Below are 21,437 nucleotides of genomic sequence, written 5' to 3' on the forward strand. Positions count from 1 at the left end.
ATGTGAACGGGGACGGCTTGAACGATGTGATCAGTTCATCGGCGCACAAGTACGGCATCTGGTGGCACGAGCAGGGCAAGGACGCCGAAGGCAAGCCCACCTGGACGACGCACGAGATCTACAAAGGGTTTTCGCAAAGCCACGGGCTGGCGTTGGTGGATATGAACGAGGATAAGCAGCCGGACCTGGTGACGGGCAAGCGGTATTATGCCCACAACGGGAAGGCGGACCCGGCCGAGGATGATCCGGCGGTGTTGTACTGGTTTGAGTTCAAGCCGGGCAAGAGTCCCAGTTGGCTGCCCCACCAGATTGACAACGATTCGGGGGTGGGGCTGCACGTAACGGTCGAAGACATCAACGGTGACAAGTGGCCGGACATCATCGTCGGCAACAAAAAAGGCGTCCATGTATTCCTCCAGCAAAAATCGGGTACGAAATGATGGGCTTTGCTTTTTCCTTGCACAGAACGCTGACTTTGGCCCGAAAAAGCATGACGAATAATGTGGTTTTCGCCCTTTTCGCCATCTTCTGGTTTTTTGTGGGTCATATTCCAGGAAGGAGCCAGGTGTTGAATAGCCGGGATTTCAAGCCGTATGTGGACGCCTTTAACCGGAATGATGACGAACTGTACCGGCAGGAAATTCCAAACGCACAAGCCTGGGAATTCCTTTCGGCCAACATTCCCTTGTTCGAATGCCCGGATAAGCAGTTGGAGCAAACGTATTATTTTCGCTGGTGGACCTACCGGAAACACATCAAAGCCACACCCGACGGTTTCGTGATCACGGAGTTTTTGCCCGCCGTTCCCTGGGCGGGCAAGCACAACACGATCAGTTGTCCGGCGGCCCATCATTTTTACGAGGGGCGCTGGCTGCACGACAACCGCTATCTGAAAGACTACGCCCGGTTCTGGTTTCGGGGCGGGGGCAATCCCCTGTCCTATAGTTTCTGGGCCGCCGATGCCATCAGCCGATTTTGTGACGTGCATCCGGATACATCCTTTTTGGTGGACCTGCTGCCCGATCTGATTACGTATTTCCAGGAACGCGAAAAACTTCATCGGGATTCGACGGGCCTATACTGGCAGGTTGATGATCGAGACGGCATGGAAGTGTCGGTTTCGGGCGCGCTGGGGCGCAGCGGGCAGGGCTACCGGGCGACCATCAACAGTTACCAATACGGTGATGCGAAAGCCCTGGCGGACATTGCCCGGCTGGCTGGTCAGCAGGCAGTGTCGGAACGGTTTGCGCGAATCGCTGCGAGCATCCAGAAAGGCATTACCGAACGGCTTTGGGACAGTAAAGCGCAATTTTATAAAGTTATTCCCCGCGGTCGGCCGGGGGTTGACTTGTCCGACGCCCGCGAACTGCACGGGTTCACGCCCTGGTATTTTAACATCCCGCCCGCCCGGCACTCGGTAGCCTGGGCACAATTGATGGATCCGCAGGGTTTTGGGGCACCTTATGGCCCCACTTCCGTTGAGCAGCGCCATCCGGGATTTCAACTGTTCTACACCGGCCACGAATGCCAGTGGAACGGCCCAACCTGGCCTTTTGCGACTGCGGTGACCCTGACCGCCTTGGCCAATTATTTAAATAATTACCCCGTGGGTTTTTTGACCAAACGCGATTACTGGAATCTGGTCCTGACCTACAGCCGGTCGCACCAGCGTACCCGCGAAGACGGCGTTCGGGTGCCGTGGATGGATGAGAATCTGAATCCGTATACCGGCGACTGGATTTCCCGGACCCGCCTGAGCCGGTGGGATAACGGGTCGTGGTCGGCGGGAAAAGGAGGTGTAGAGCGGGGCAAGGATTACAACCATTCCACCTTTTGCGATCTGATCATTTCTGGTTTGATCGGGATACGAGCCCAGGAGGGGAAAAGGCTGACCATTAACCCCCTGGTGCCGGAAAGTGTCTGGGATTATTTCTGCCTTGACCATGTGCTGTATCATGGCCAAACGCTGACGGTACTCTACGACAAAACCGGCGAGAAGTATGGCAGGGGCAAAGGATTCCGGGTGTTGGTCAACCAGCGGGAGGTCTTCGCTTCGGACCGGATTCAGAAAACCGTTATCCCTATTCCGTAAACATGAAAATGCTAAAAATGAAGACTATACGAAAGGGGTGGATTCTCCTCTGGCTGGTCCTGCATGCATGGACCGTGATGGCCTGGGGGCAGCAGGATAACCGGCGCTACCTGGCCCTGGTGCTGGTGAATGAAAATGAAGAAGAAAACCTGAACTGGATTCAGGCTGCACATGACAACGGCTGCAATGCCGTTTCGATGGCGGTTCAGTGGGGAGCCATTCACGGTCTGCAAAGTCGGCAGGTGCCCGAGTCGCGCTGGGCGCAGTACGATCACCAGATTGCGAAAGCCCGGTCGCTGGGCATGAAAATCGGGCTGCGCATTGCCATCAACACCTCCTGCCAGAAACCGATGGACCCCGGACCGTCGCAATACACCTGCGATGGCTGGTTGCCAAATGAACGGATGTTTGGGGCGCAGCGCGATCCGAAAAAGCCCTTGCTGGTGTATCAGCTGCACGGTGGCCCTACCCGAACCAACCCAGACCTGATTGTGGACGCTCTCATGACCTCGCTGGCGGCTCAGTCCACGCTCGACCGGCTGGTTTCGTTTACCAAAGAAGTCATCCATCGGTACAAGTACCTGGCCGATAGCGGTGACTTGCTGTATGTCAATTTGATTTACAACCGGAGTGGCGAAGCTGGATACGATTTTCAGACGAGCAAAATCGGCATGGTGGAGGCTCTGTACGATTACTCGGATCCGATGGTCGACGGCTATCGGACCTGGTTGAAAGGGCAGTACCGGAATAAGATCAACCGACTGAACAAAAGCTGGAGTACCACCTACCGGTCTTTCCATGAAATTACACCCAAAAGGCCATTGGGGGCCTGGAAAACCGCGTTTCAGGGTCCGGATGGCCGCGATTGGTTCCGGTACCGGGCCGAGGTGTTCCGCACGGTTTCCACCACTTTTGCCCGCACGGTTCGTCAGCTGGATGCCCGCATCAAGGTTATTTCGGATTACGGATCGGTGTTCGACCGCCAGTCGATTACGCGGGGGTCGATGGATTTTCCGACCATTGACGCGGGCATGGACGGACTGAAAGTGAACGACGACCATTATTACGACCACCGGTTTGCGATGGACTTGCTCCGCAGTAACATGCCCGGTAAGCTGATCATGAACGAAGCGGGTTTTAATCCGGCGCATCCCGAGCTGGTTTTTCAGCAATTGCGGGAGTGTTACGATCACGGGGCCAACCTGGTAGCTATTTTTCAACTGGACAAAATGATTGAAGCCGGACACGGTCGGCAGCTCAGGCAGTTTTCTGATCAGTACATCAACGCGCCAGAGAGCACTGTGCCGGTGATCCGGCCAACCCATACGGCCAGCTTCACCCTCTCAAGCCTGATCGATCAGGGCGGTTGCGATACCACCAACCGGACGGATTATGCGGGCGATTGCGACGCGTATAAAAAATGGCGGACTGCTTACGAGAAGGCAGCAGGGCCGATTCGCTTAATCCTGTGCAACGATCTGACGGGACAACCTTGTGCTGCCCCTTAAGGCAAAGGGATGATAACCGCACAATCGGTGCCAAAATGAACGAATACAACCTGTAAACCGATACCGTCATGAAAGCTCAAGTCCTGAAACTGGACCGTTTTTCTGCCTTGTTTAGCGCGCCCGTCATTGTGGCCGCCCTGGGGTACTTTGTCGATATTTACGACCTGCTCTTGTTTGGCATCGTGCGCATCCCCAGTCTGGTGGCCCTGGGGCTTTCGGAAACTGCTATTTCGCGGGTAGGAGCCAGCATCCTGAACTGCCAGATGGCGGGGTTGTTGCTGGGGGGCATCCTGTGGGGTGTGCTGGCCGACAAACGGGGGCGGCTCTCGGTGCTGTTTGGTTCCATCCTGACGTATTCGCTGGCGAATATTGCCTGCGGCCTAGTGCAGGATACGGTGACGTATAAAGTATTGCGGTTTGTGGCCGGGGTGGGGCTGGCGGGCGAACTGGGCGCGGGAGTTACGCTGGTTTCCGAAATCGTGCCCGCCCGGCTGCGGACTTACGGAACCTCGCTGGTGGCCGGTATCGGCGTGTTGGGCGGGATTGTCGCGTATTTTACCGTTGAGTGGTTCGACTGGCGAACGGCTTATTTTATTGGTGGAGGGCTGGGTATTTCGCTGCTATTGCTGCGGGTCAGCGTGGTGGAGTCCGGTGTTTTTGAAAGCCAGAAAAATGACCAGGACCCGGTTCGGGGCAACTTTTTCGCCTTGTTTACGAACGCCGACCGGCTGCAACGCTACCTCAAATGCATCGGACTGGGCGTTCCGACCTGGTTTGTGATTGGGGTACTGGCCACCTTCAGCAACGAGTTCGGGCGGGCCCTGGGCATCGCCGAACCCATCAGTCCGGGTTTGTCGATCACCTGGGCGTACGTGGGCCTGTTTACGGGTGATCTGCTGAGCGGTTTTTTGAGTCAGTGGCTGCAATCGCGGAAGAAAGTGGTATTAACCTTCCTGGTTTTCGCCCTGATGGCCTGTTCCTACTATTTCTACGGGGGTATTCAAACCGCCACCCAGCTCTACGTGGTCACGACTTTGCTGGGGCTGGGCATCGGTTATTGGGCGTTGTTTGTCACCATTGGGGCCGAGCAGTTCGGCACCAATCTACGGGCCACGGCCGCTACCACCGTGCCCAACATGGTGCGTGGAACCGTTATTCTGATGATCACCTTGTTTACGGTTTTTAAAAATTCCTTTTCCGTCCTGAATGCGGGGGCGCTGGTGGCGGGGTTGTGTTTTCTGGTGGGCTTTTACTGCATCCTGACCATTCCAGAAACCCATAACCGGGACCTGGATTTCCTGGAAAAGTAGCCCATGAGGCAGCGGCTTTTTGCCAACTAATCAATTAAGTTATTTCATTAAAACGGTACGTATGAAAAAGATTAATCACCCGGACCGCGATCCGGCCTGGGTCAGCGCGGCCTATTCGGATGGTGTTGTGGTCGACGGCTTTCTGTTTGTCAGCGGACATGCTTCCTTTGATTTCAAAACCGCAACGGTGGTGCCGGGCACCATTGAGGAAGAAACCATCCGGACCCTTGACAACATCAAAGCCATTGTAGAAGCGGCTGGTGCCACCATGAGTAACATCGTGAAATGCACCGTCCACCTGGCCGACATCCTGGATTTTGACCGGTACAATGCGGTTTATGCCACCTACTTTCCGGGTGTCAAGCCTGCCCGAACCACGGTGCAGTCGGTTTTGGCGGGTTCGATTCGGGTCGAAATAGACTGCATTGTAAAACTTCCTTCCACTGTTTAATGGTATTCGGATGAGGATGAACGTTTTTATTACCCGCGTTATTCCCGCCCGGGGGGTACAGGTATTGGAGGAAGCCGGTATTTCGGTTTCCCAGTGGACGGAAAAACGCGACCTTTCGTCGGACGAACTCATTCAGTTTGCCCGCGAACACGATGCGCTGCTGTGCGCCGGTTTTGAAAAGCTGGATGCTGCATTACTCCAGGCGTGCCGCCATCTAAAAGTCATTTCCCTGTTTTCGGTCGGCTTCGATAACGTGGATCTGAAAACGGTGAACCAGCTTAAAATTCCCGTTGGCCATACTCCCGGTGTGTTGAGTGGGGCTACGGCGGATACGGCATTTCTGCTGATGCTGGCGGCTTCACGGAAAGCCTTTTACCTGCACCGGAAAATCGGCAACGGACAGTGGGGTTTTTACGATCCGGCAGTCGATCTGGGCATCGAGCTAACGGGAAAGACCCTGGGTATTCTTGGCTTGGGAAAAATTGGCCTGGAGATGGCCCGGCGGTGCGTCGGGGCTTACGCTATGAACGTGATCTACCACAACCGAAGCACCCATCCGGAAGCCGAAAAAGAGTTGAATGCCAGAAAGGTATCTTTCGACGAATTACTGGCCCAGAGTGATGTGCTATCGGTGCACACCTCCCTGACTCCGGAAACCAGAGGGTTGTTCAACAAGTCGGTTTTTCAAAAAATGAAGCAAACCGCTCTTTTTATCAATACCGCCCGTGGAGCGATTCATAACGAGAAAGACCTGACCGAAGCCCTGCAAAACGGCTTGATCTGGGGTGCCGGCCTGGATGTTACCAATCCCGAACCGATGGCCCCGGACAACCCGCTGCTGACCATGCCCAGCGTGGCCATTCTGCCGCATATAGGCTCCACCACGGTAGAAACCCGCGATGCTATGGCCATCATTGCCGCCCGGAATGTCATTGCCGGTCTGCAGGGAATCCGACTGCCGCACGTGGTCAATCCTGAAATCTACGTGTAAGAGGGCCGCGCACATAGCGCAAGCGACTTCTTACCGGTTCAGGGTGCTTGCTGCGCCCTGAACCGGTAGGCGGAATAAGTCCGTCGCTGTGATTTTACCACCTTGTTTTCATTGTTTACGATCGCCAACCTATCTTTATCAGCGCAAGCGTCACCAGATAATCGATCGAAAACAATAAGAATGTCTTACCTGTCTGCCTTACACGGAGAAAAGGAGGTTTTAGACCGCGTTGCGCAGGGAGACGAAAAAGCGTTTGCCGTCCTTTTTCACCATTACCACCAGCGGTTAGGGGTGCATATTTACCGGATTACCAAATCAGTTGAGCTAGCCGAAGAGATCGTCCACGATGTATTTTTGAAAATATGGCAGAATCGGGAGTTGCTCACCCAGATTGATAACTTTCCGGCCTATCTGTTCGTACTATCCAAAAACGCGGCTCTGAACGGCCTTAAAAAATTGGCGAATGAACAGGCCCGCACAACTGAACTGGACGACGATCAGTTGCAGATTGCCGAAACACCCGAGGAAGATTACCGGTATTTGCTCATTGATGAGGCCATTGATCGGCTTCCGTTTCAGCAGCGACAGGTTTATTTGTTGAGCCGTCATGAGCGGTTGTCGTACGCGGAAATTGCCGAACGCATGAACCTTTCCCGGGAAACCGTCAAAAAATACCTGCAACTTTCATCGGAGTTTATCGCTTCCTATATTCGTAAAAGGTTGATTAACAGTTTGCTACTTCTTCTTTGCTATTTTTTCTTAAAATAGCCGAAGTTCTATACCCCCTTTTCGTACCCCTGTGTTGTCATCTTATTGAAGGGCCTTTATTCCGGTTCCGGCAGGTATATGGACGAAACAGAGCGCAAGGTAGAAGACTGGTTTAACCGGTATTACAACGGTACCGCAACGCCGGAAGAACGGGATGCGCTGATGGCCTACATCCGGACGGCGAAAAATAACGAATTGATCGAGCAGTTTCTGAAAGAAAGTTGGACCAATGCGGCTATAGAAGATGCTGTATTTTCGGCGGAGAAAAGCCACGAGATGCTGCATTCCATCCTGGCTACGGCCCGCCAGAAGGAAGAACGTCGGCCAAATGTATTCCGAATGAACTGGCTGTACTACGCAGCCGCAGCGGCTTTGGTTGTGCTTGGCCTTGGCTTCTGGTGGCAGTTTCGGACCAACCCGCAAACCAGTGATCAACTGACGGCACAACAATCCCAGAAACCGAATGACGTCAGCCCCGGCGGTAACCGCGCCCGGCTGATGCTGGCCGACGGCTCGGCCATCGACCTCGACCGTGTAGGGAGCGGAATTCTGGCGCGGCAGGGGGCCGCTGAAATCCGTAAAACGGGCGATGGCATCATCGTTTACCATACCAAGCAGCAAACGGCCAGTACGGAGGGAGCCACCAATACCCTGACGACGCCCAAAGGCGGTCAATACGAGATATTCCTGCCGGATGGGAGCAAGGTTTGGCTGAATGCCTCTTCCTCCATTCGCTTTCCGTCCGTTTTCCCGGCATCCGAACGAAAGGTGGAAATAACGGGTGAAGCTTATTTCGAAGTGGCTAAAGATAAAACCAAACCGTTTCGCGTAAAATTCAACACCTCCGAAGTCCAGGTATTAGGAACTCAGTTTAATGTGATGGCCTACCCTGAAGAAGGCGCTTCCAAAACAACCCTCGTCGAAGGCTCCGTGCAGATCAGGTACCGGCAACAGCATGCGGAACTCCGGCCGGGCCAACAGGCGGTTGTTGCCGCCAACGGACAGATTAATACGAAATATGCTTCTGTTGATCAGGTAATTGCGTGGCGAAAGGGCTTGTTTTACTTCAAAGATGCCGGGATTGAAGAAGTGATGCGGCAACTAGCCCGGTGGTATGATGTTGATATTCAGTTTGAAGGGAAAGTTCCGGTCCGGCAGTTTACTGGAAAAATCGCGCGGAATGTCAATCTGTCCGAAGTAACCCAAATGCTACGCTACGCCGGAGTCAACTGTCGAATTGAAGGCAAAAAGATAGTTGTAGATTCCTGACGTATACGTTAAATCGTTCCCCTGTTTCACCTAAACCCTATCGTATGACACCAAACTACCCACTCAGACCTTGACTCTCTGTCCCCATTTAGTTGGAAGAAGGGGAAAATGTTGGCGCATTTTCCCCCGAATCGTCAAGGGGGCCAGTCCAACTCGCTCAAAAGTCAATCTGTAATCCTCAACTTTTACAAAGGTATGAAATTTAACTTCTTGCCCGGGCAACCCCGGGCGAAACAGACACGCTTATGTGCCAAATTAGGAGTTGCCATGACACGGATCCTATTTTTGCTGATTGCTACGTTTACGCAGGTTGCGGCCGACGGTTTCAGCCAGAAAATTAATCTGAACGCGAAGAATGCTCCGCTCGAAACGGTACTGACCAGCATCGAAAAACAATCCGCTTACCTCTTTCTGTACGATAAGCTGGATTTACCGGAAGCACAGAAAGTATCGGTTCGGGTCAAAAATGCGACGATTGACCAGGCGCTGACGGCGGTTTTTCAAAATCTTCCGTTATCGTACCGGATTTTTAACCAGACCATTGTGCTCAAAAAGGTGAGCCGGGCCTTTGCACCGGAGCGCCTGCTGCCGCTAAAGCTGCCTGAAATCAATATTATCAATTCCGTTTCGAAAACCGTCGAGGAGATTCCCCAGCGGGTCAATCGGCCCATCCGGGGGAAGGTGACTGACGAAAACGGCAATGCATTTCCGGGGGTCAGTATTGTGGTGAAGAATTCGCAGATGGGAACCACAACGGACAATGCCGGTGAATACCGACTGAACATACCGGATGCCGTGACGCAATCCGGCGAACTGACGCTGGTGGCCAGTTTCGTTGGATATAAAAGCCAGGAAATCCGGGTCGGAAACCGACAGGAAGTTAATTTCGGGATGGTGGTGGATACCAAAACCCTGAACGATGTGGTGGTGGTCGGCTACGGCACCCAGGCCAAAAGCAGCATCACGGGTTCCGTAGCCTCCGTGCCTATGAAAAGCATTGCCAATCAGCCGTTGAGCAGTCTCGATCAGGCTATGGCTGGGCAGATCGCTGGCGTGAATGTGGCCCAGACCAAGGGCGCTCCGGGGGGCGGGGTGTCGGTTCGGGTTCGCGGAACGGGTTCCATCGGTGCCGGTAACGAGCCATTGTATGTGATCGACGGTTTTCCGGTCGGCAGTGATTACAACAGCACCCTCAATCCACTTGCCACCATCAACCCCAACGACATCGAATCCATTGAAATTCTAAAGGATGCATCGGCTGCGGCCATTTACGGGTCGCGCGGTAGCAATGGGGTCGTGTTGGTGACCACGAAACACGGTAAGTCGGGAAAATCAACCGTCCAGTTCGATACCTACTACGGCTTGCAGCAGGTAGCTAACAAAATTGAGATGCTCAACGCCCGGGAATATGCCGAGTACAATACCGAGGCTCGCAACAACGCCTGGGTCGATCGGGGCGGCAAGGTCACGGACCCCAACAGCGCACGTCCGGCCAATTTGCAGATTCCGGAGATGTTCATGAATCCCGAATCGCTCGGCAAGGGAACCGACTGGCAGGATGAAGTTTTCCGGACGGCACCCATCCAGAACCACCAGTTGTCCGTATCCGGCGGAACCGACAAAACTCAGTTTTTCGTTTCCGGTGCGTATTTCAAACAGGATGGTATTGTGATGAACACGGGTTTTGATCGCTATTCGGCCCGGATTAACCTAGACCATCAGGTGTCGGACCGGGTAAAAATTGGGTTGAACCTGGCGCCGTCTTTTTCGTCCAACAAACTGCTGCCCGTCGAAGATCAGGTGTTTACCGGCGGGATTCTGGGCTCGGCTCTTTCCCTGCCGCCCACGGTGCCGGTGTATAATCCGGATGGATCGTTCACGACACTGCTGGGGCCTTCGCCGTATAACATCGGGGTGATCGACAATCCGGTGGCCATTGCCAGCAAGATTCAGGACCGTAAGACCTTTTTCCGTACGCTGGGCAACGCCTACGCCGAAATCCGTATCCTCGAAGGATTGAAGTTCCGCACTTCGTTTGGATTGGATTACGCCGATTCCCGCCAGAGCGCTTATTATCCGTCCGACCTCGGGAGAGATGGCGTGCCGCCCCCGGTTCAGGCGCGGGCATCCGCCAACACCGCCCGGGATTTGAGCTGGCTGAACGAAAATATCCTCAGCTACAAAAAAACCTTCGACGGCAAGCACGAACTGGACGTGTTGGCCGGTTTTACGGCCCAGAAAGCCCGTTCGGAATACGCATCGCTGGCGGCCACCAACTTCCCGACCGATCTGGTTACGACGCTGAATGCTGGTCAGGTAACTGCGGGCGGCACGGGCATTTCGGAATGGTCGCTGCTGTCGTACCTGGGTCGGGTGAACTATACCTACGCCAGCAAATACCTGTTTTCGGCCACTATGCGCCGGGACGGTTCGTCGCGGTTTGGTGCCAGCAACAAATGGGGGACGTTTCCGTCGGCATCCGTGGGCTGGTCTATTTCCGAAGAAGAATTTTTCAAGAATCAGCCGGTGGTGACTGACCTGAAAATTCGGGCCAGCTACGGATTGGCCGGAAACAACACCATTGGCAATTACAGCCAGATTGGCCTGTTGGGCAACCGCCGGTACAGCCTGGGTGCCGGTACCGGAACCGTCGTCTACGGTCTTTATCCGTCGTCCATCACCAACGACCAGCTTGGCTGGGAGATGATGCGACAAATGGACATCGGGCTGGATTTCGGGGTACTGCGCAACCGGGTTATGTTCACGGTGGATTATTACAACAAAAACACGACCGACCTGCTGCTGAACGTTCCGGTGCCCGGATCGACCGGCTACGAAACCGCCCTGCAAAACATCGGGAAAGTAAACAACCGGGGTTGGGAGTTTAGCGTCAATTCGAAGAATTTCACGGGCGGTTTTTTTAAGTGGTCGACCAACTTTAACATTTCCTTTAACCGGAACAACGTACGGGCGCTGGGTCCGGAAGGCAACCCGATCATCTCCAAAAGCCCTTCCTTTAGCCCGAATACGCACATCACCCGCATCGGTTCGCCCATCGGCAGCTTCTGGGGGTACGAGGTGATTGGCATTTACCAAACGCAGGAAGAGATAAATAATAGTCCGGCGGTCAAAGGAAGCACCGGATCGCGGCCGGGGGATTTGAAATTTCGGGATATCGACGGCGACGGTACCATCACGCCCAACGACGTAACGATTATTGGTGACAATTATCCGGATTTCTTTTACGGCATTACCAACAACTTCAGCATTGGCCGCTTCGATCTCAGCATCCTGGGCGACGGGGTGCAGGGCTTGCAACTGCTGAACGGTTCGCGCCGGAACATCGGGTTGGTCAATGGCAGCTACAGCCGCAAGGATGTGCTGGGCCGGTGGCAATCGCCCGAAAAACCGGGGGATGGCCGGACGCCACGAGCCAATGTGGCACCAACGGGCGGCAACGTGAGCTACGTATCGAGCCTGCTGGTCGAAGATGCATCGTTCTTCCGGATTCGGAATGTCAACCTGCGGTATGCGCTGCCCGAAACCGCCTGCAAAGCCCTGTTCATCCGGAATGCCAGCGTGAATCTGTCGGTGCAAAACGCCTTGACGATCACCAAGTACCGGGGCTATAACCCCGAGCAGAGCCTGAACGGAAGCAGTTCGCTGACACCCGGTGTGGATTTCAACGGATATCCGCTGGCCCGAACCTATACCCTTGGTTTAAACGTGACTTTCTAAACCCCTGACCTTAAATTGTTTGATTATGAAACGTCTAGTAGTCATCGGTGCGCTCTGCCTGGGGCTGGCTGGTTGTTCGGATTTTCTGGAACTAGCCCCCAAAGACGCGATGAACGTCAAGAATTTTTACCGGAATGCCGCTGATATGCAGGCTGCCGTCAATGCAGCCTACGGAATGCTGACCAGTGCGGGCGAATACGGCTATGCGTATTACAATGTGGGCGAAGTTCGGTCCGACAATACGATGAACTGGGAGGGAGGAGGCAATCTGCCCGATGCCGAACTCGATCAGTTCAAGATGGCCTCTACCAACGAAATCATCCGGCTCATGTGGCTGGATACGTACCGGGGCATTCTGGCCTGCAACGCGGTTCTGGATCACATTGGTGGGGCTGCGATGGACCAGGCGCTGCGGGATCGGTTCATTGGAGAAGCTAAATTTCTGCGGGCTCTGAAGTATTTTAACCTGGTCCGAACATTCGGGGATGTGCCGCTGGTCGTTTCCGAAACCAAGTCGGTTGCCGAGGGATATGCCCAGTCGAGACGCCCCGCGTCGGAAGTGTACAGCCAGATCATCGCCGACCTGACCGACGCCGAGCGAAAATTACCGGTTTCGTACACGGGCAGCGACATTGGACGAGCCACAAAGGGGGCAGCCCGGTCCCTGCTTGGTAAGGTCTATCTGACCACCGGCGATTTTGCCAAAGCGAAGGATAAGCTAAAAGAAGTCATCGATCAGGGCACGTACAAACTGCTGGACGATTACAAGGCTTTGTGGCCGGCAGCGAATGCCAACCATCAGGAGTCCATTTTTGAAGTACAGTTTAAGAAGGGCGGCACGGGCACCGGAAGCAATTTTTACAACAACTTTGCTCCCCGGAATTCGGGAACGTCGGTCATTAAAGTGGGCTTCCCGAGCGGCCGCAATATTCCGACGGCGGATCTGCTGGCGGCTTACGAAACTGGTGATGTTCGTAAGGACGCTTCCCTGGCCGTCGGATATACGGATGTGGTCACGGGCAAGTTTGTGGCGGATCCATACACCTTGAAATTCCAGGATACCCCGTTTGCGGAAGGTGATGCCGACAACAACTGGCCGGTGCTCCGGTATGCGGATGTGCTGCTGATGTATGCCGAAGCCCTCAATCAAGCCAATGGCAGTCCAACGTCGGAAGCACTGGACGCGGTCAATGCGGTTCGGCAACGGGCCAAGTTGGCTCCATTGCTTACTGGAATGGGCAAGGCGGCTTTTGCACTGGCCATCGAACACGAGCGGCAGGTTGAGCTGGCATGCGAAGGCCACCGCTGGTTTGATCTGGTGCGAACGGGGCGGGCGGTTCCGGTGATGAATGGGCATTTCAAAGGGCCAGTGGTGGAAGAGTTCAATACGGTTTTCCCAATTCCGCAGACCCAGATTGACGTTAACCCGCAGGGCATTACGCAAAATCCCGGTTATACCTTCTAGCATAGCCATCTATTTTTCACAAAGAGTGACCCGCCCCGGCTGTCTGAATTTCTTTCTGCTTTTTCGGTCCGGGTCGCTCTTTTTTCTTAACATGCACTTGAAGATGAACTACAGAAACTATCTGCGGCCGTTGGCATTGTCCGTGTATGGGTTGGCCACCGCTTTGGGGATGGCGCGGGCTGATGCGTCCGGGCTTACCTTCCACCAACCTTCAATGTCCATTGACACGGTATCCGCTTCGACGGTTTTTGTCCATACCGGTTTTGAGAACGCGTCTCCGATGAACTGGGAGGTGGATGCCGAGGGACGGGTGGTCGCCAGGCTGGTGTATGACCACGAACGGTTTTCGATCAACCGGGCGGTCAATCATTTCCATTTCCGGGTCGAAGCGCCGGTTGGTAAAGAGGTAACGATTATCCTGCAAAACTTCGACAACATCTGGAACCGTACCCCGGCTAGCTCTATTTCCAAACGGACTCCCATCGTTGTTTCCTTTGACAACAAAACCTGGGAGAGCCGCCCCACTGAGTTGATTTCGGGCAATCGGTTGCAGTTCACGCTGAAAATGACCGGCTCCAGTGCCTACATCGCCAGCCTGGAGCCCTACCGAATCAGTGATCTGGACCGGTTTCTGGCCAAAATCCGAACACATAAACTGATTACCATCACACCCATCGGGCATACCGCCGAGGGGAAGTCGCTGGAAATCATTAAAGTGGGCAACGAAAAAGCGCCAAAGCGGCTGTTTATCCGGGCGCGGGCGCATTCCTTCGAAACGGGCGGCAACTGGACGGTCGAAGGGCTGGTCAATCGGTTGCTGAAGGACGATGCTGAGTCGAAGCGGTACCTGAACACCTACTGTGTGTACATTCTTCCCATGGCCAACAAGGACGGGGTAGCCCGGGGCCGTACCCGGTTCAACGCCAATGGCTACGACCTGAACCGCAAGTGGGATAGGGCTGCGGATTCGCTGGTGGCCCCTGAGAACTACTTTCTGGAAAAATGGCTGCAAAAGATGATTCGGGAAAACAGGAAACCAGACCTGGCCATCGACCTGCACAACGACCCCGGCGGCTACCTGCACATCAGCCGACCCGCCGGAGACATCACGGCGTATCTGGCCAACATGAAAAGACTCGAAACGCTTTTGCGGAAATATACCTGGTTTACGGAGGGTTCTACCAACCCCCAGTTCCGCAACCCCGGCTCGCTGGGCGAGGGCTTCATGGAACGCTTTGGCATCCAGGCGCTGGTGTATGAGCTGAATTACGAGTGGATTGAAGGCCTGAAAAAAGCCCCGCTGGCTCAGGATTGGGTCCTATTGGGCAGCAAGCTGCCAGAAGTGTTTTACCATTACTTCCAAAACCCGTAACTGGATGCCGAAGCGCGTGCCTTTGCCGACCGTCTGGGTCGGCCCCATTCTGTTTTTGATTGCTTCTGTCAGCTTTCGCGTGCCGGAAATGCTGAATGTGAGGGTGGAACCCGCCGAAAGCTACGCCCTGGATTCGACCCGGCTGGATGTTAAAACCGTAGCGTCCAACCTGAACGTTCCCTGGGATATGGTCTGGGGGCCCGACAACTGGATCTGGTTTACCGAACAGGATGGAAAAGTTCGGCGGCTCAACCCGGAGACGGGGCAAATCGTCGACCTGCTGCAAATTGGCGACTATTACCGGAAGCGGCTGGGGCTGGCGAGCATGGTTTTGCACCCGGACTGGAAAAACCATCCGCAGGTGTTTATCAATTACACCCATCGGCAAGCAGATTCCTCCATTGTTTCCAAGCTAATCCGGTATACTTACAACGGAAAAACCTTAGCCAATCCCGTGCTGCTGTACCAGATTCCGGGGTATGTGGGGCATAACGGTTCGCGGCTGGTCATCAGTAAAGACCGAAAACTTCTGTGGGCTACCGGCGATCTCAAGCAGCACGAAACCATTTTAGATCCGAACTATACCAACGGCAAGGTGCTGCGCCTGAACCTCGATGGCACTATTCCCGCCGACAATCCCTTTCCGGGTAGCCCGGTGTGGGCGCTGGGATTTCGGGTGCCGCAGGGGCTGGTGTATACGGACACGGGTAATCTGTTTATCGCCGAACACGGGGATGCCACCGACGACGAAGTGAACCGGGTGGTGAGGGGAGCTAGTTACGGGTGGCCCCGCATCGCCGGTTTAAGTGATCATCCCGACGAAGAACGGTATGCCGCTGAGCATCCCAGCGTATTTCCGGTCAAAGCTTGGACACCCACCATTGCCCCGGCCGGAATGGACTATTACAACGGCAATATTCCGGAATGGAAAAATGCGCTGCTGCTCAGTACGTTGAAAGATCAAAGCTTGCGGGTTTTCCGGCTGGATGCCAAAAGGGAGAAGATTATCGACGAGCAGATTCACTTCTCAAAGCAGTTTGGCCGTCTGCGCGATGTGTGTGTATCGCCCTCGGGCGCGGTCTATGTTTCTACCAGCAACCGCGACTGGAACCCACCTGCCAATTTTCCGCTTCTCACCGACGACCGCATTATCCGCATCAGCCGTGCGGGCGTTATTCCGAAAGCCAAACGGGTTGCGAACATTCAAAAGAATACGCAAACCGAACCGGCGGCTTTGTTGTACGCGAGTTACTGCGCATCCTGCCACAAACCGGATGGGCGCGGGGTACCGGGCTCGTTTCCGTCCCTGCTCACATCGGCCCGGCTGAAAGGCGACAAAAAGGCGCTGATTCAATTCATTCTGAACGGTTCCCAGGCTGCATCTGGCGAAGGAATGCCATCGTTTCGGTTTATGACCGACACCCAATTGGCGGACGTTCTTTCGTACGCCCGGTTGAAATTGGCGATGGGACCATCTGCGGTTTCTGCGGACGATGTAAGGCAGGAACGGGCGGTTGTTAAATGAGTATTTTGTGACGGACGTTGTACTACGTCGTTCATTCAGAGGTTGGTGTGGCCCTGGAGTTGTGTCTGAGCGATTCGGTTTCGTTTCCCCTTTTTTCGGCGGTTCCAGAAGATCAAAAAACCCGTAACGGGCAGGCTCGTACAAATTAAACTAGCCACAAAAGCGAGCACTTTACCAGGCAAGTTGAGGACAGAGCCGGTGTGTACATCAAAATTGATGGCCCGCAGCTTTTCGCCCCGATTCAACAGGTCGGTCTGCTCTTGCCGGAGTAGCGTTCCGTCGTGCTGGTTGTAATAGGCCCGCCGGAACAGGAACGTGCGCGAGGGCTTTAGCCGGGCGGTAATATCGAGCACTCCATCGGATTTCTCCGGAAAACGAACCGAAAATAAATCCGCATCCCGGTTGGCGTTCCAGGCTTGTTGAAAGGCCCGGTCCAGGGGCTGGGCAACGGGTCTTTCAACCGCCACAGAGCGTAGCTTTTCCTTTTTGACCGGTTGCTGACCGCCCATAACGAGCCGGTAAAAGGACTGATCGACCCAGTCGAATGAAAAAACTAAGCCAGTGAGTGCCAGAGCTAAAGCGGGCAATAGTGTGTAAAAGCCCAGCACATTGTGCAGGTCGTAGTTGAGCCGTTTAAACGACGCCTTAAACTTGATCCGAAAATTTCCCTGCCGGGCCGCCCGCGTCCACTGGCGGGGCCACCAGATAAACAGGCCACTCAGGAGCAATACTACGAAGATCAGGACAGAATAGGCCACGAGCGGGTGGCCGTATTTCTGTCCGAGTAATAACCGCATGTGCATTCCCAAAACCAGTTGAAAAAACTCGTTGCGGCTGTCCTCAACATGCAGCACCTGCCCGGTATAGGGATTCAGGTAAACGCGGTAATAGTACGGATAGTAATCCCAGTGGGTCAAACCTTCCGGATTCAGATCAATAGCCCGAAACACCCAGCTACGGTCCGGGGCGGAATAAATATCGGCCCTGCTGATGGGAAAGCCGTTGCCCAGTGCTTGTTCGGCATTCTGCTTTAAAATCGAGAGGGGCTGTAGTGGCCGGTCGGCCGGTAGCACGTACGTCCGCTCGCGGTACATCCAATTTTTGAGCTCATCGGTAAATACATAGATACAGCCCGACAGACTGACAAGGAAAACGACCAGGCCTGTCAGCAGGCCCAGCCATTTATGAAACCACAGGATGATGTTTCGTCCCATTACGAATTAAAAGTTGTACTGCAGACTGAGGGTTAGGCGGGCCCCGTTGCCCCGAACATATTCGGCGTCAAACGCCCGGTACTGACTGACGGGCGGATAGTACGCGGTGTTTAGCAGATTTTCGACACCCAGCCCAGCCTGAAATGCGGATGAAATTTTATAGGATCCATTCAGGTTCAGTAGCGTCACCGGCTGAATAGGGCCTTCGCTATTGGCGTATTTGCCGTTGGGCCGGGGCTCAAACCGCTGGCGTTTGCCGGTGTGTACCATAAACAGTTGCAGATTCAGTTTCGGAAAAGGGGTGTAGTACACGTAAGCCGTTGCCTTGGGTGGGGCAATCCGCAATCCCGTAAGGTAGGTCCAGGTTCCATCCTCCTGCTCGGCTTTGCCTTCCACATAGGCGTAGGAACCGCCCAGGCTGAGGCTGGGGGTCAGGCGCGCATCGGCGGTTAATTCATACCCGTACACTTTTTCGGGATCACGCTCCGGAATCATGGCACCGTTGACATCAACGAGGTTGGCCCCGAGTTTCGACGTGCTGATGAAATAGGCCGCCGTCACATTCAAAACGCCAATTCGGCTGCTGAAGCCGGCTTCGTAATTGTTGGTAATAATCGGGTCGGTTTGCAACTGACCCAGCGTATTTTCGGTTGCTGTCCGCAAAATTCGGCCTAATTCATTAATGGCAAACCCTTGCGAAAAGCTGACAAAAGGGTTGAATAGATCAAATTTGGTGTACCGCAAACCGGCGTTGAACATAAGAGCGTGGTACGGAATGCTGCCACCCGACACGCGAATGCTGCCTTCCGTACCCGGTCCGGTGGGTAGCGTATTGTAATCCTTCACCTTCACGGTTGCGTTTTCGTACCGCGCTCCACCTTTCAGGATGAGATGCTTCCATAAATCGACCTTCACCTGAGCGTAAGGGGCCAGGTTAACCATGTTCATGTCGGGAATGTACACCCGGCCATCCGTCAGCACCTGATTCGTGACATCGTTGAGCAGATCCAGGCCATAGGTTACTTCGCCGGCGGTATTTTTTACTTTCCAGGGGGTGTTCAGATTGAGCCGCAAGCCTTTTTTAGCCGATTGAATCTGGGTTTGTCCGGCCCCGTAAAAGCCGCTACTGCTGGCTACCCAACGGTTCATGGATTCAAACCGATGATGATAGAGCGAAGCCTCCAGCGACGTATTGGCCGGCAGGTTCGTCAGTCGATACGTCAGATAAGCATTGTGATTGTGGGGTGTTCCGGCCGGTTCGCCCAGGCTTTCGCCCCGCACACCAATGGCGGGTGATTGGCCGTACACGCCCGCTTTATTGACGTAATCACTGTATTGCTGGCTGCTGAACAGGCTGTAGGACAGTGTTAATTCACTGTGCTCCGTTGGTTTGTAACCCACTTTGGCGTAAAGGTTGTAGGCTTTGGTTTGCCCCAGGCCATCATCTTGTCCAATGACCTCACCCTTCGCGTCTTTGAGCACGCCAATCTGATTGTAGGTTCCATTAACCACGTAAGTGAATTTTTTGTAGGTACCATGCAGCGTTTGCGACACCCGCAGACCGGGCGTGTTGGCGGTGTGAAACAGATTGCCTGTTCCGGCCACCACGGTCTGGCCATTGATCGGTTTGTAACTGCCCGGCGATTTGGTAATGAAGTTGATAATACCACCTCCCGAGCCGTTGCCGTAAATGGAGGTAGCCCCTTTGATAACCTCCACGCGTTCGATGATGGCCGGGTCCAGCGTTCGCATATCCCGGGCGCCGTTCATCAGCGGAGTTGATTGGGGAATGCCGTCGATCAGAATCAGCACGTTCCGGCCCCGCAACGTTTGCCCGGAGTTGGTGGCTTTGTTTGTGGCCGTTCCCAGACCGGGGATGGTATTCCCCAGGATGGCGGAAATGGAACTGTTGACCGCCGTTTGCTCGGTAATTTGGCGGGCATTCAGGATAAATACCGAAGAGGGTACTTCGTTGATACTCTCCGCTTTCCGACTCGCGGTAACGATCACTTCATCCAGTTGGGTTTCACTTTTGGTCAACTGAACGGTTTCGATAGCAACGGTTTCACCGGCCTGGATGCGCACGGTTTTTTCCGTTTTACCGAAGCCGACCCCCTGAAATACCACCGTTTGGAGTCCTTCCGGCAGGTCGTTGATCAGATAAGCTCCCCTTTCGTCAGTGACCGTTCCTTTGCCGGTGCCTTTGACCGTGACCGTCACAAAGGATGCGGCCTGGCCTTCGGGAGTTTGCACCGAGCCTTTCAGCGAACCCCGTCCCACACTTTGCACCGCCACATCCGTACCGTTCAGGGTGATTTTCAGGCTGGTTTGAGCTGAAATCTGGGAAAAAAGGTTGCGGATGCTGGTGGCAGCCGGATTGAGTGTAATGGTTTTGGAAATGTCTTTGTCGGAAGAACTGTAGATAAAGTTGAGACCGGCTTTTTGTTCCAGCTGCTGAAATAATTGCTGAACCGTCAGGGTTACGGGATTGATGGTGACGGTTTTATCGCTGATTGGCTGGGCTGATGCTGCGCACTTCAACAGAAGATAAAGACCTATTAGGAACGGAACGGTGAGCTTGTTAAAACTTAATTTCATACTTTTAAGAGCTTGTAAATGATCATTGATGGTAACGGATCGATGATAGACAAGTGCTACCGGCGTGTTCGCAGCACGACCGGTAGTTTTGTGTCCACCGGATAGGTTATGGACTTCGGTTCATGGCGGTATGGTTAATGCGATGATTCGATATGGATGGTCGACCCCTGCTGGCGGAACGCGTATCCCGTGCTGTTTGCCAGCAGCCGCAGCACATGCGCAAGCGGTTTTCGTTCAAACTTTCCGGTCAACAGACGCGACAGATCAACACCCGGACCGGCTTGGAATGGAACGCCGTAATAATTCTCCAGGTCAACCACGACATCGCGCAGGGGCGTTTCGCGAAACCACAACAGTCGGCGGGTCCAGGCAGTGGCGTAATTGGGGTCAACCGTTTGCAGTCGGCTGATGACCGAGTTTGCTTTATCGTACTGTAATTGCTGGCCTGGTGTCAGCACCTGAACGACTTTTTTACCCGTCAGGAATTGAACACTTCCCTCCGTCAGCGTCACTCTTAAATCCCGGCTTCGGTTTGTGACGACAAACTTGGTGCCCAGCACCCGCAATTGACTGTCGGCCGAATGGACAATGAACGGGCGGTTGGTGTGGTGTACAACCTCAAAAAAAGCCTGCCCTTCTACGAGCGTTACCGAACGAATTGAAGCTGGAAATTTCTTTGGATAGCGAATCGTAGTTCCGCCCTGCAGCCAGACAACGCTCTGGTCGGGCAAACGCACCACCAGCAGTTCGCCCGCCGGGGCCTGAACGGTTTGCTGGGGCTGTTCGGTGAGAATTGGCTGAGTTTTCGGAACCGTTCGTTGCCGATTATACCACAAACCGCCCAGGATAATCAGGCCGAGCACACAAGCGGCTACCAGTTGGAAAGGCCCGGTGGTCAGCCTGGAGGGTGGTTCGTCCGGAATACCGGCCCAAATTTCTGCCCGCAGGGATTCATCTTCAGCCGGGAGCGGATACTCGATTTCTTCAAACGGGTCTTCCTGCTGCTCCAGCCACCGCTCAACGGTCCGGCGTTCTTCGGACGAGCAATGACCCTGGGCGTAGCGTTGCAGGAGTTCGGGGGTAATCTTGGGGTTCATACACTCTTATATAGGAGAAGCGACCCCGTACCCTAACGA

Annotated in this window: 15 protein-coding genes; 12 read left to right on the forward strand and 3 right to left on the reverse strand. The window is 54.3% G+C overall.

Annotation, left to right across the window (positions count from 1 at the left end):
- From ACYVH9_RS27555 to ACYVH9_RS27610, 12 genes are all read left to right on the forward strand, one after another.
- The coding region (locus ACYVH9_RS27555; protein WP_460639659.1) for an FG-GAP repeat domain-containing protein at positions 1 to 440 on the forward strand (440 nt) is incomplete at its 5' end.
- Between the two features lie 50 nt (positions 441 to 490).
- Positions 491 to 2,092, forward strand: coding sequence for an MGH1-like glycoside hydrolase domain-containing protein (locus ACYVH9_RS27560; RefSeq protein ID WP_460639660.1), 1,602 nt, complete (start codon positions 491 to 493; stop codon positions 2,090 to 2,092).
- Between the two features lie 17 nt (positions 2,093 to 2,109).
- Positions 2,110 to 3,600, forward strand: a complete 1,491-nt coding sequence (locus ACYVH9_RS27565; protein ID WP_460639661.1) for a beta-galactosidase — start codon at positions 2,110 to 2,112, stop codon at positions 3,598 to 3,600.
- A gap of 68 nt (positions 3,601 to 3,668) precedes the next feature.
- On the forward strand, positions 3,669 to 4,910 hold the full coding sequence (locus ACYVH9_RS27570; protein ID WP_460639662.1) for an MFS transporter: 1,242 nt from the start codon (positions 3,669 to 3,671) through the stop codon (positions 4,908 to 4,910).
- Positions 4,911 to 4,971: 61 nt separating this feature from the next.
- Complete coding sequence (locus ACYVH9_RS27575; protein WP_460639663.1) at positions 4,972 to 5,361, forward strand: RidA family protein; 390 nt, start codon at positions 4,972 to 4,974, stop codon at positions 5,359 to 5,361.
- A 16-nt stretch (positions 5,362 to 5,377) separates the two neighbouring features.
- Complete coding sequence (locus ACYVH9_RS27580) at positions 5,378 to 6,352, forward strand: 2-hydroxyacid dehydrogenase (RefSeq protein WP_460639664.1); 975 nt, start codon at positions 5,378 to 5,380, stop codon at positions 6,350 to 6,352.
- 180 nt (positions 6,353 to 6,532) lie between these two features.
- Entirely contained in the window at positions 6,533 to 7,120 is a 588-nt protein-coding gene (locus ACYVH9_RS27585; RefSeq protein ID WP_460639665.1) for an RNA polymerase sigma factor, read from the forward strand.
- A gap of 78 nt (positions 7,121 to 7,198) precedes the next feature.
- A complete protein-coding gene (locus ACYVH9_RS27590; RefSeq protein ID WP_460639666.1) occupies positions 7,199 to 8,389 on the forward strand; it encodes a FecR family protein in 1,191 nt (396 codons plus the stop codon).
- A gap of 267 nt (positions 8,390 to 8,656) precedes the next feature.
- A complete protein-coding gene (locus tag ACYVH9_RS27595) occupies positions 8,657 to 12,127 on the forward strand; it encodes a TonB-dependent receptor (protein ID WP_460639667.1) in 3,471 nt (1,156 codons plus the stop codon).
- Between the two features lie 25 nt (positions 12,128 to 12,152).
- Complete coding sequence (locus tag ACYVH9_RS27600) at positions 12,153 to 13,592, forward strand: RagB/SusD family nutrient uptake outer membrane protein (RefSeq protein WP_460639668.1); 1,440 nt, start codon at positions 12,153 to 12,155, stop codon at positions 13,590 to 13,592.
- A 103-nt stretch (positions 13,593 to 13,695) separates the two neighbouring features.
- On the forward strand, positions 13,696 to 14,964 hold the full coding sequence (locus tag ACYVH9_RS27605; protein ID WP_460639669.1) for a M14 family zinc carboxypeptidase: 1,269 nt from the start codon (positions 13,696 to 13,698) through the stop codon (positions 14,962 to 14,964).
- Between the two features lie 4 nt (positions 14,965 to 14,968).
- Entirely contained in the window at positions 14,969 to 16,489 is a 1,521-nt protein-coding gene (locus ACYVH9_RS27610; RefSeq protein WP_460639670.1) for a PQQ-dependent sugar dehydrogenase, read from the forward strand.
- A 35-nt stretch (positions 16,490 to 16,524) separates the two neighbouring features.
- Here the strand turns inward: ACYVH9_RS27610 and ACYVH9_RS27615 are convergent, their stop codons facing one another.
- From ACYVH9_RS27615 to ACYVH9_RS27625, 3 genes are all read right to left on the reverse strand, one after another.
- Positions 16,525 to 17,703, reverse strand: coding sequence for a PepSY-associated TM helix domain-containing protein (locus ACYVH9_RS27615; RefSeq protein ID WP_460639671.1), 1,179 nt, complete (start codon positions 17,701 to 17,703; stop codon positions 16,525 to 16,527).
- Between the two features lie 6 nt (positions 17,704 to 17,709).
- Positions 17,710 to 20,301 (reverse strand): TonB-dependent receptor, encoded by a 2,592-nt coding sequence (locus tag ACYVH9_RS27620; protein WP_460639672.1) that lies wholly within the window; start codon positions 20,299 to 20,301, stop codon positions 17,710 to 17,712.
- 134 nt (positions 20,302 to 20,435) lie between these two features.
- Entirely contained in the window at positions 20,436 to 21,398 is a 963-nt protein-coding gene (locus tag ACYVH9_RS27625) for a FecR family protein (protein WP_460639673.1), read from the reverse strand.
- Positions 21,399 to 21,437: the final 39 nt, after the last annotated feature.

The sequence above is a fragment of the Larkinella harenae genome (assembly GCF_054780515.1).

Coding starts and splice junctions, on each gene's coding strand:
- ACYVH9_RS27565 (WP_460639661.1), top strand. CDS start 2,110: ATGAAGACTATACGAAAGGGGTGGATTCTCCTCTGGCTGGTCCTGCAT.
- ACYVH9_RS27610 (WP_460639670.1), top strand. CDS start 14,969: ATGCCGAAGCGCGTGCCTTTGCCGACCGTCTGGGTCGGCCCCATTCTG.
- ACYVH9_RS27585 (WP_460639665.1), top strand. CDS start 6,533: ATGTCTTACCTGTCTGCCTTACACGGAGAAAAGGAGGTTTTAGACCGC.
- ACYVH9_RS27570 (WP_460639662.1), top strand. CDS start 3,669: ATGAAAGCTCAAGTCCTGAAACTGGACCGTTTTTCTGCCTTGTTTAGC.
- ACYVH9_RS27625 (WP_460639673.1), bottom strand. CDS start 21,398: ATGAACCCCAAGATTACCCCCGAACTCCTGCAACGCTACGCCCAGGGT.
- ACYVH9_RS27620 (WP_460639672.1), bottom strand. CDS start 20,301: ATGAAATTAAGTTTTAACAAGCTCACCGTTCCGTTCCTAATAGGTCTT.
- ACYVH9_RS27590 (WP_460639666.1), top strand. CDS start 7,199: ATGGACGAAACAGAGCGCAAGGTAGAAGACTGGTTTAACCGGTATTAC.
- ACYVH9_RS27595 (WP_460639667.1), top strand. CDS start 8,657: ATGACACGGATCCTATTTTTGCTGATTGCTACGTTTACGCAGGTTGCG.
- ACYVH9_RS27560 (WP_460639660.1), top strand. CDS start 491: ATGACGAATAATGTGGTTTTCGCCCTTTTCGCCATCTTCTGGTTTTTT.
- ACYVH9_RS27605 (WP_460639669.1), top strand. CDS start 13,696: ATGAACTACAGAAACTATCTGCGGCCGTTGGCATTGTCCGTGTATGGG.
- ACYVH9_RS27600 (WP_460639668.1), top strand. CDS start 12,153: ATGAAACGTCTAGTAGTCATCGGTGCGCTCTGCCTGGGGCTGGCTGGT.
- ACYVH9_RS27575 (WP_460639663.1), top strand. CDS start 4,972: ATGAAAAAGATTAATCACCCGGACCGCGATCCGGCCTGGGTCAGCGCG.
- ACYVH9_RS27615 (WP_460639671.1), bottom strand. CDS start 17,703: ATGGGACGAAACATCATCCTGTGGTTTCATAAATGGCTGGGCCTGCTG.
- ACYVH9_RS27580 (WP_460639664.1), top strand. CDS start 5,378: ATGAACGTTTTTATTACCCGCGTTATTCCCGCCCGGGGGGTACAGGTA.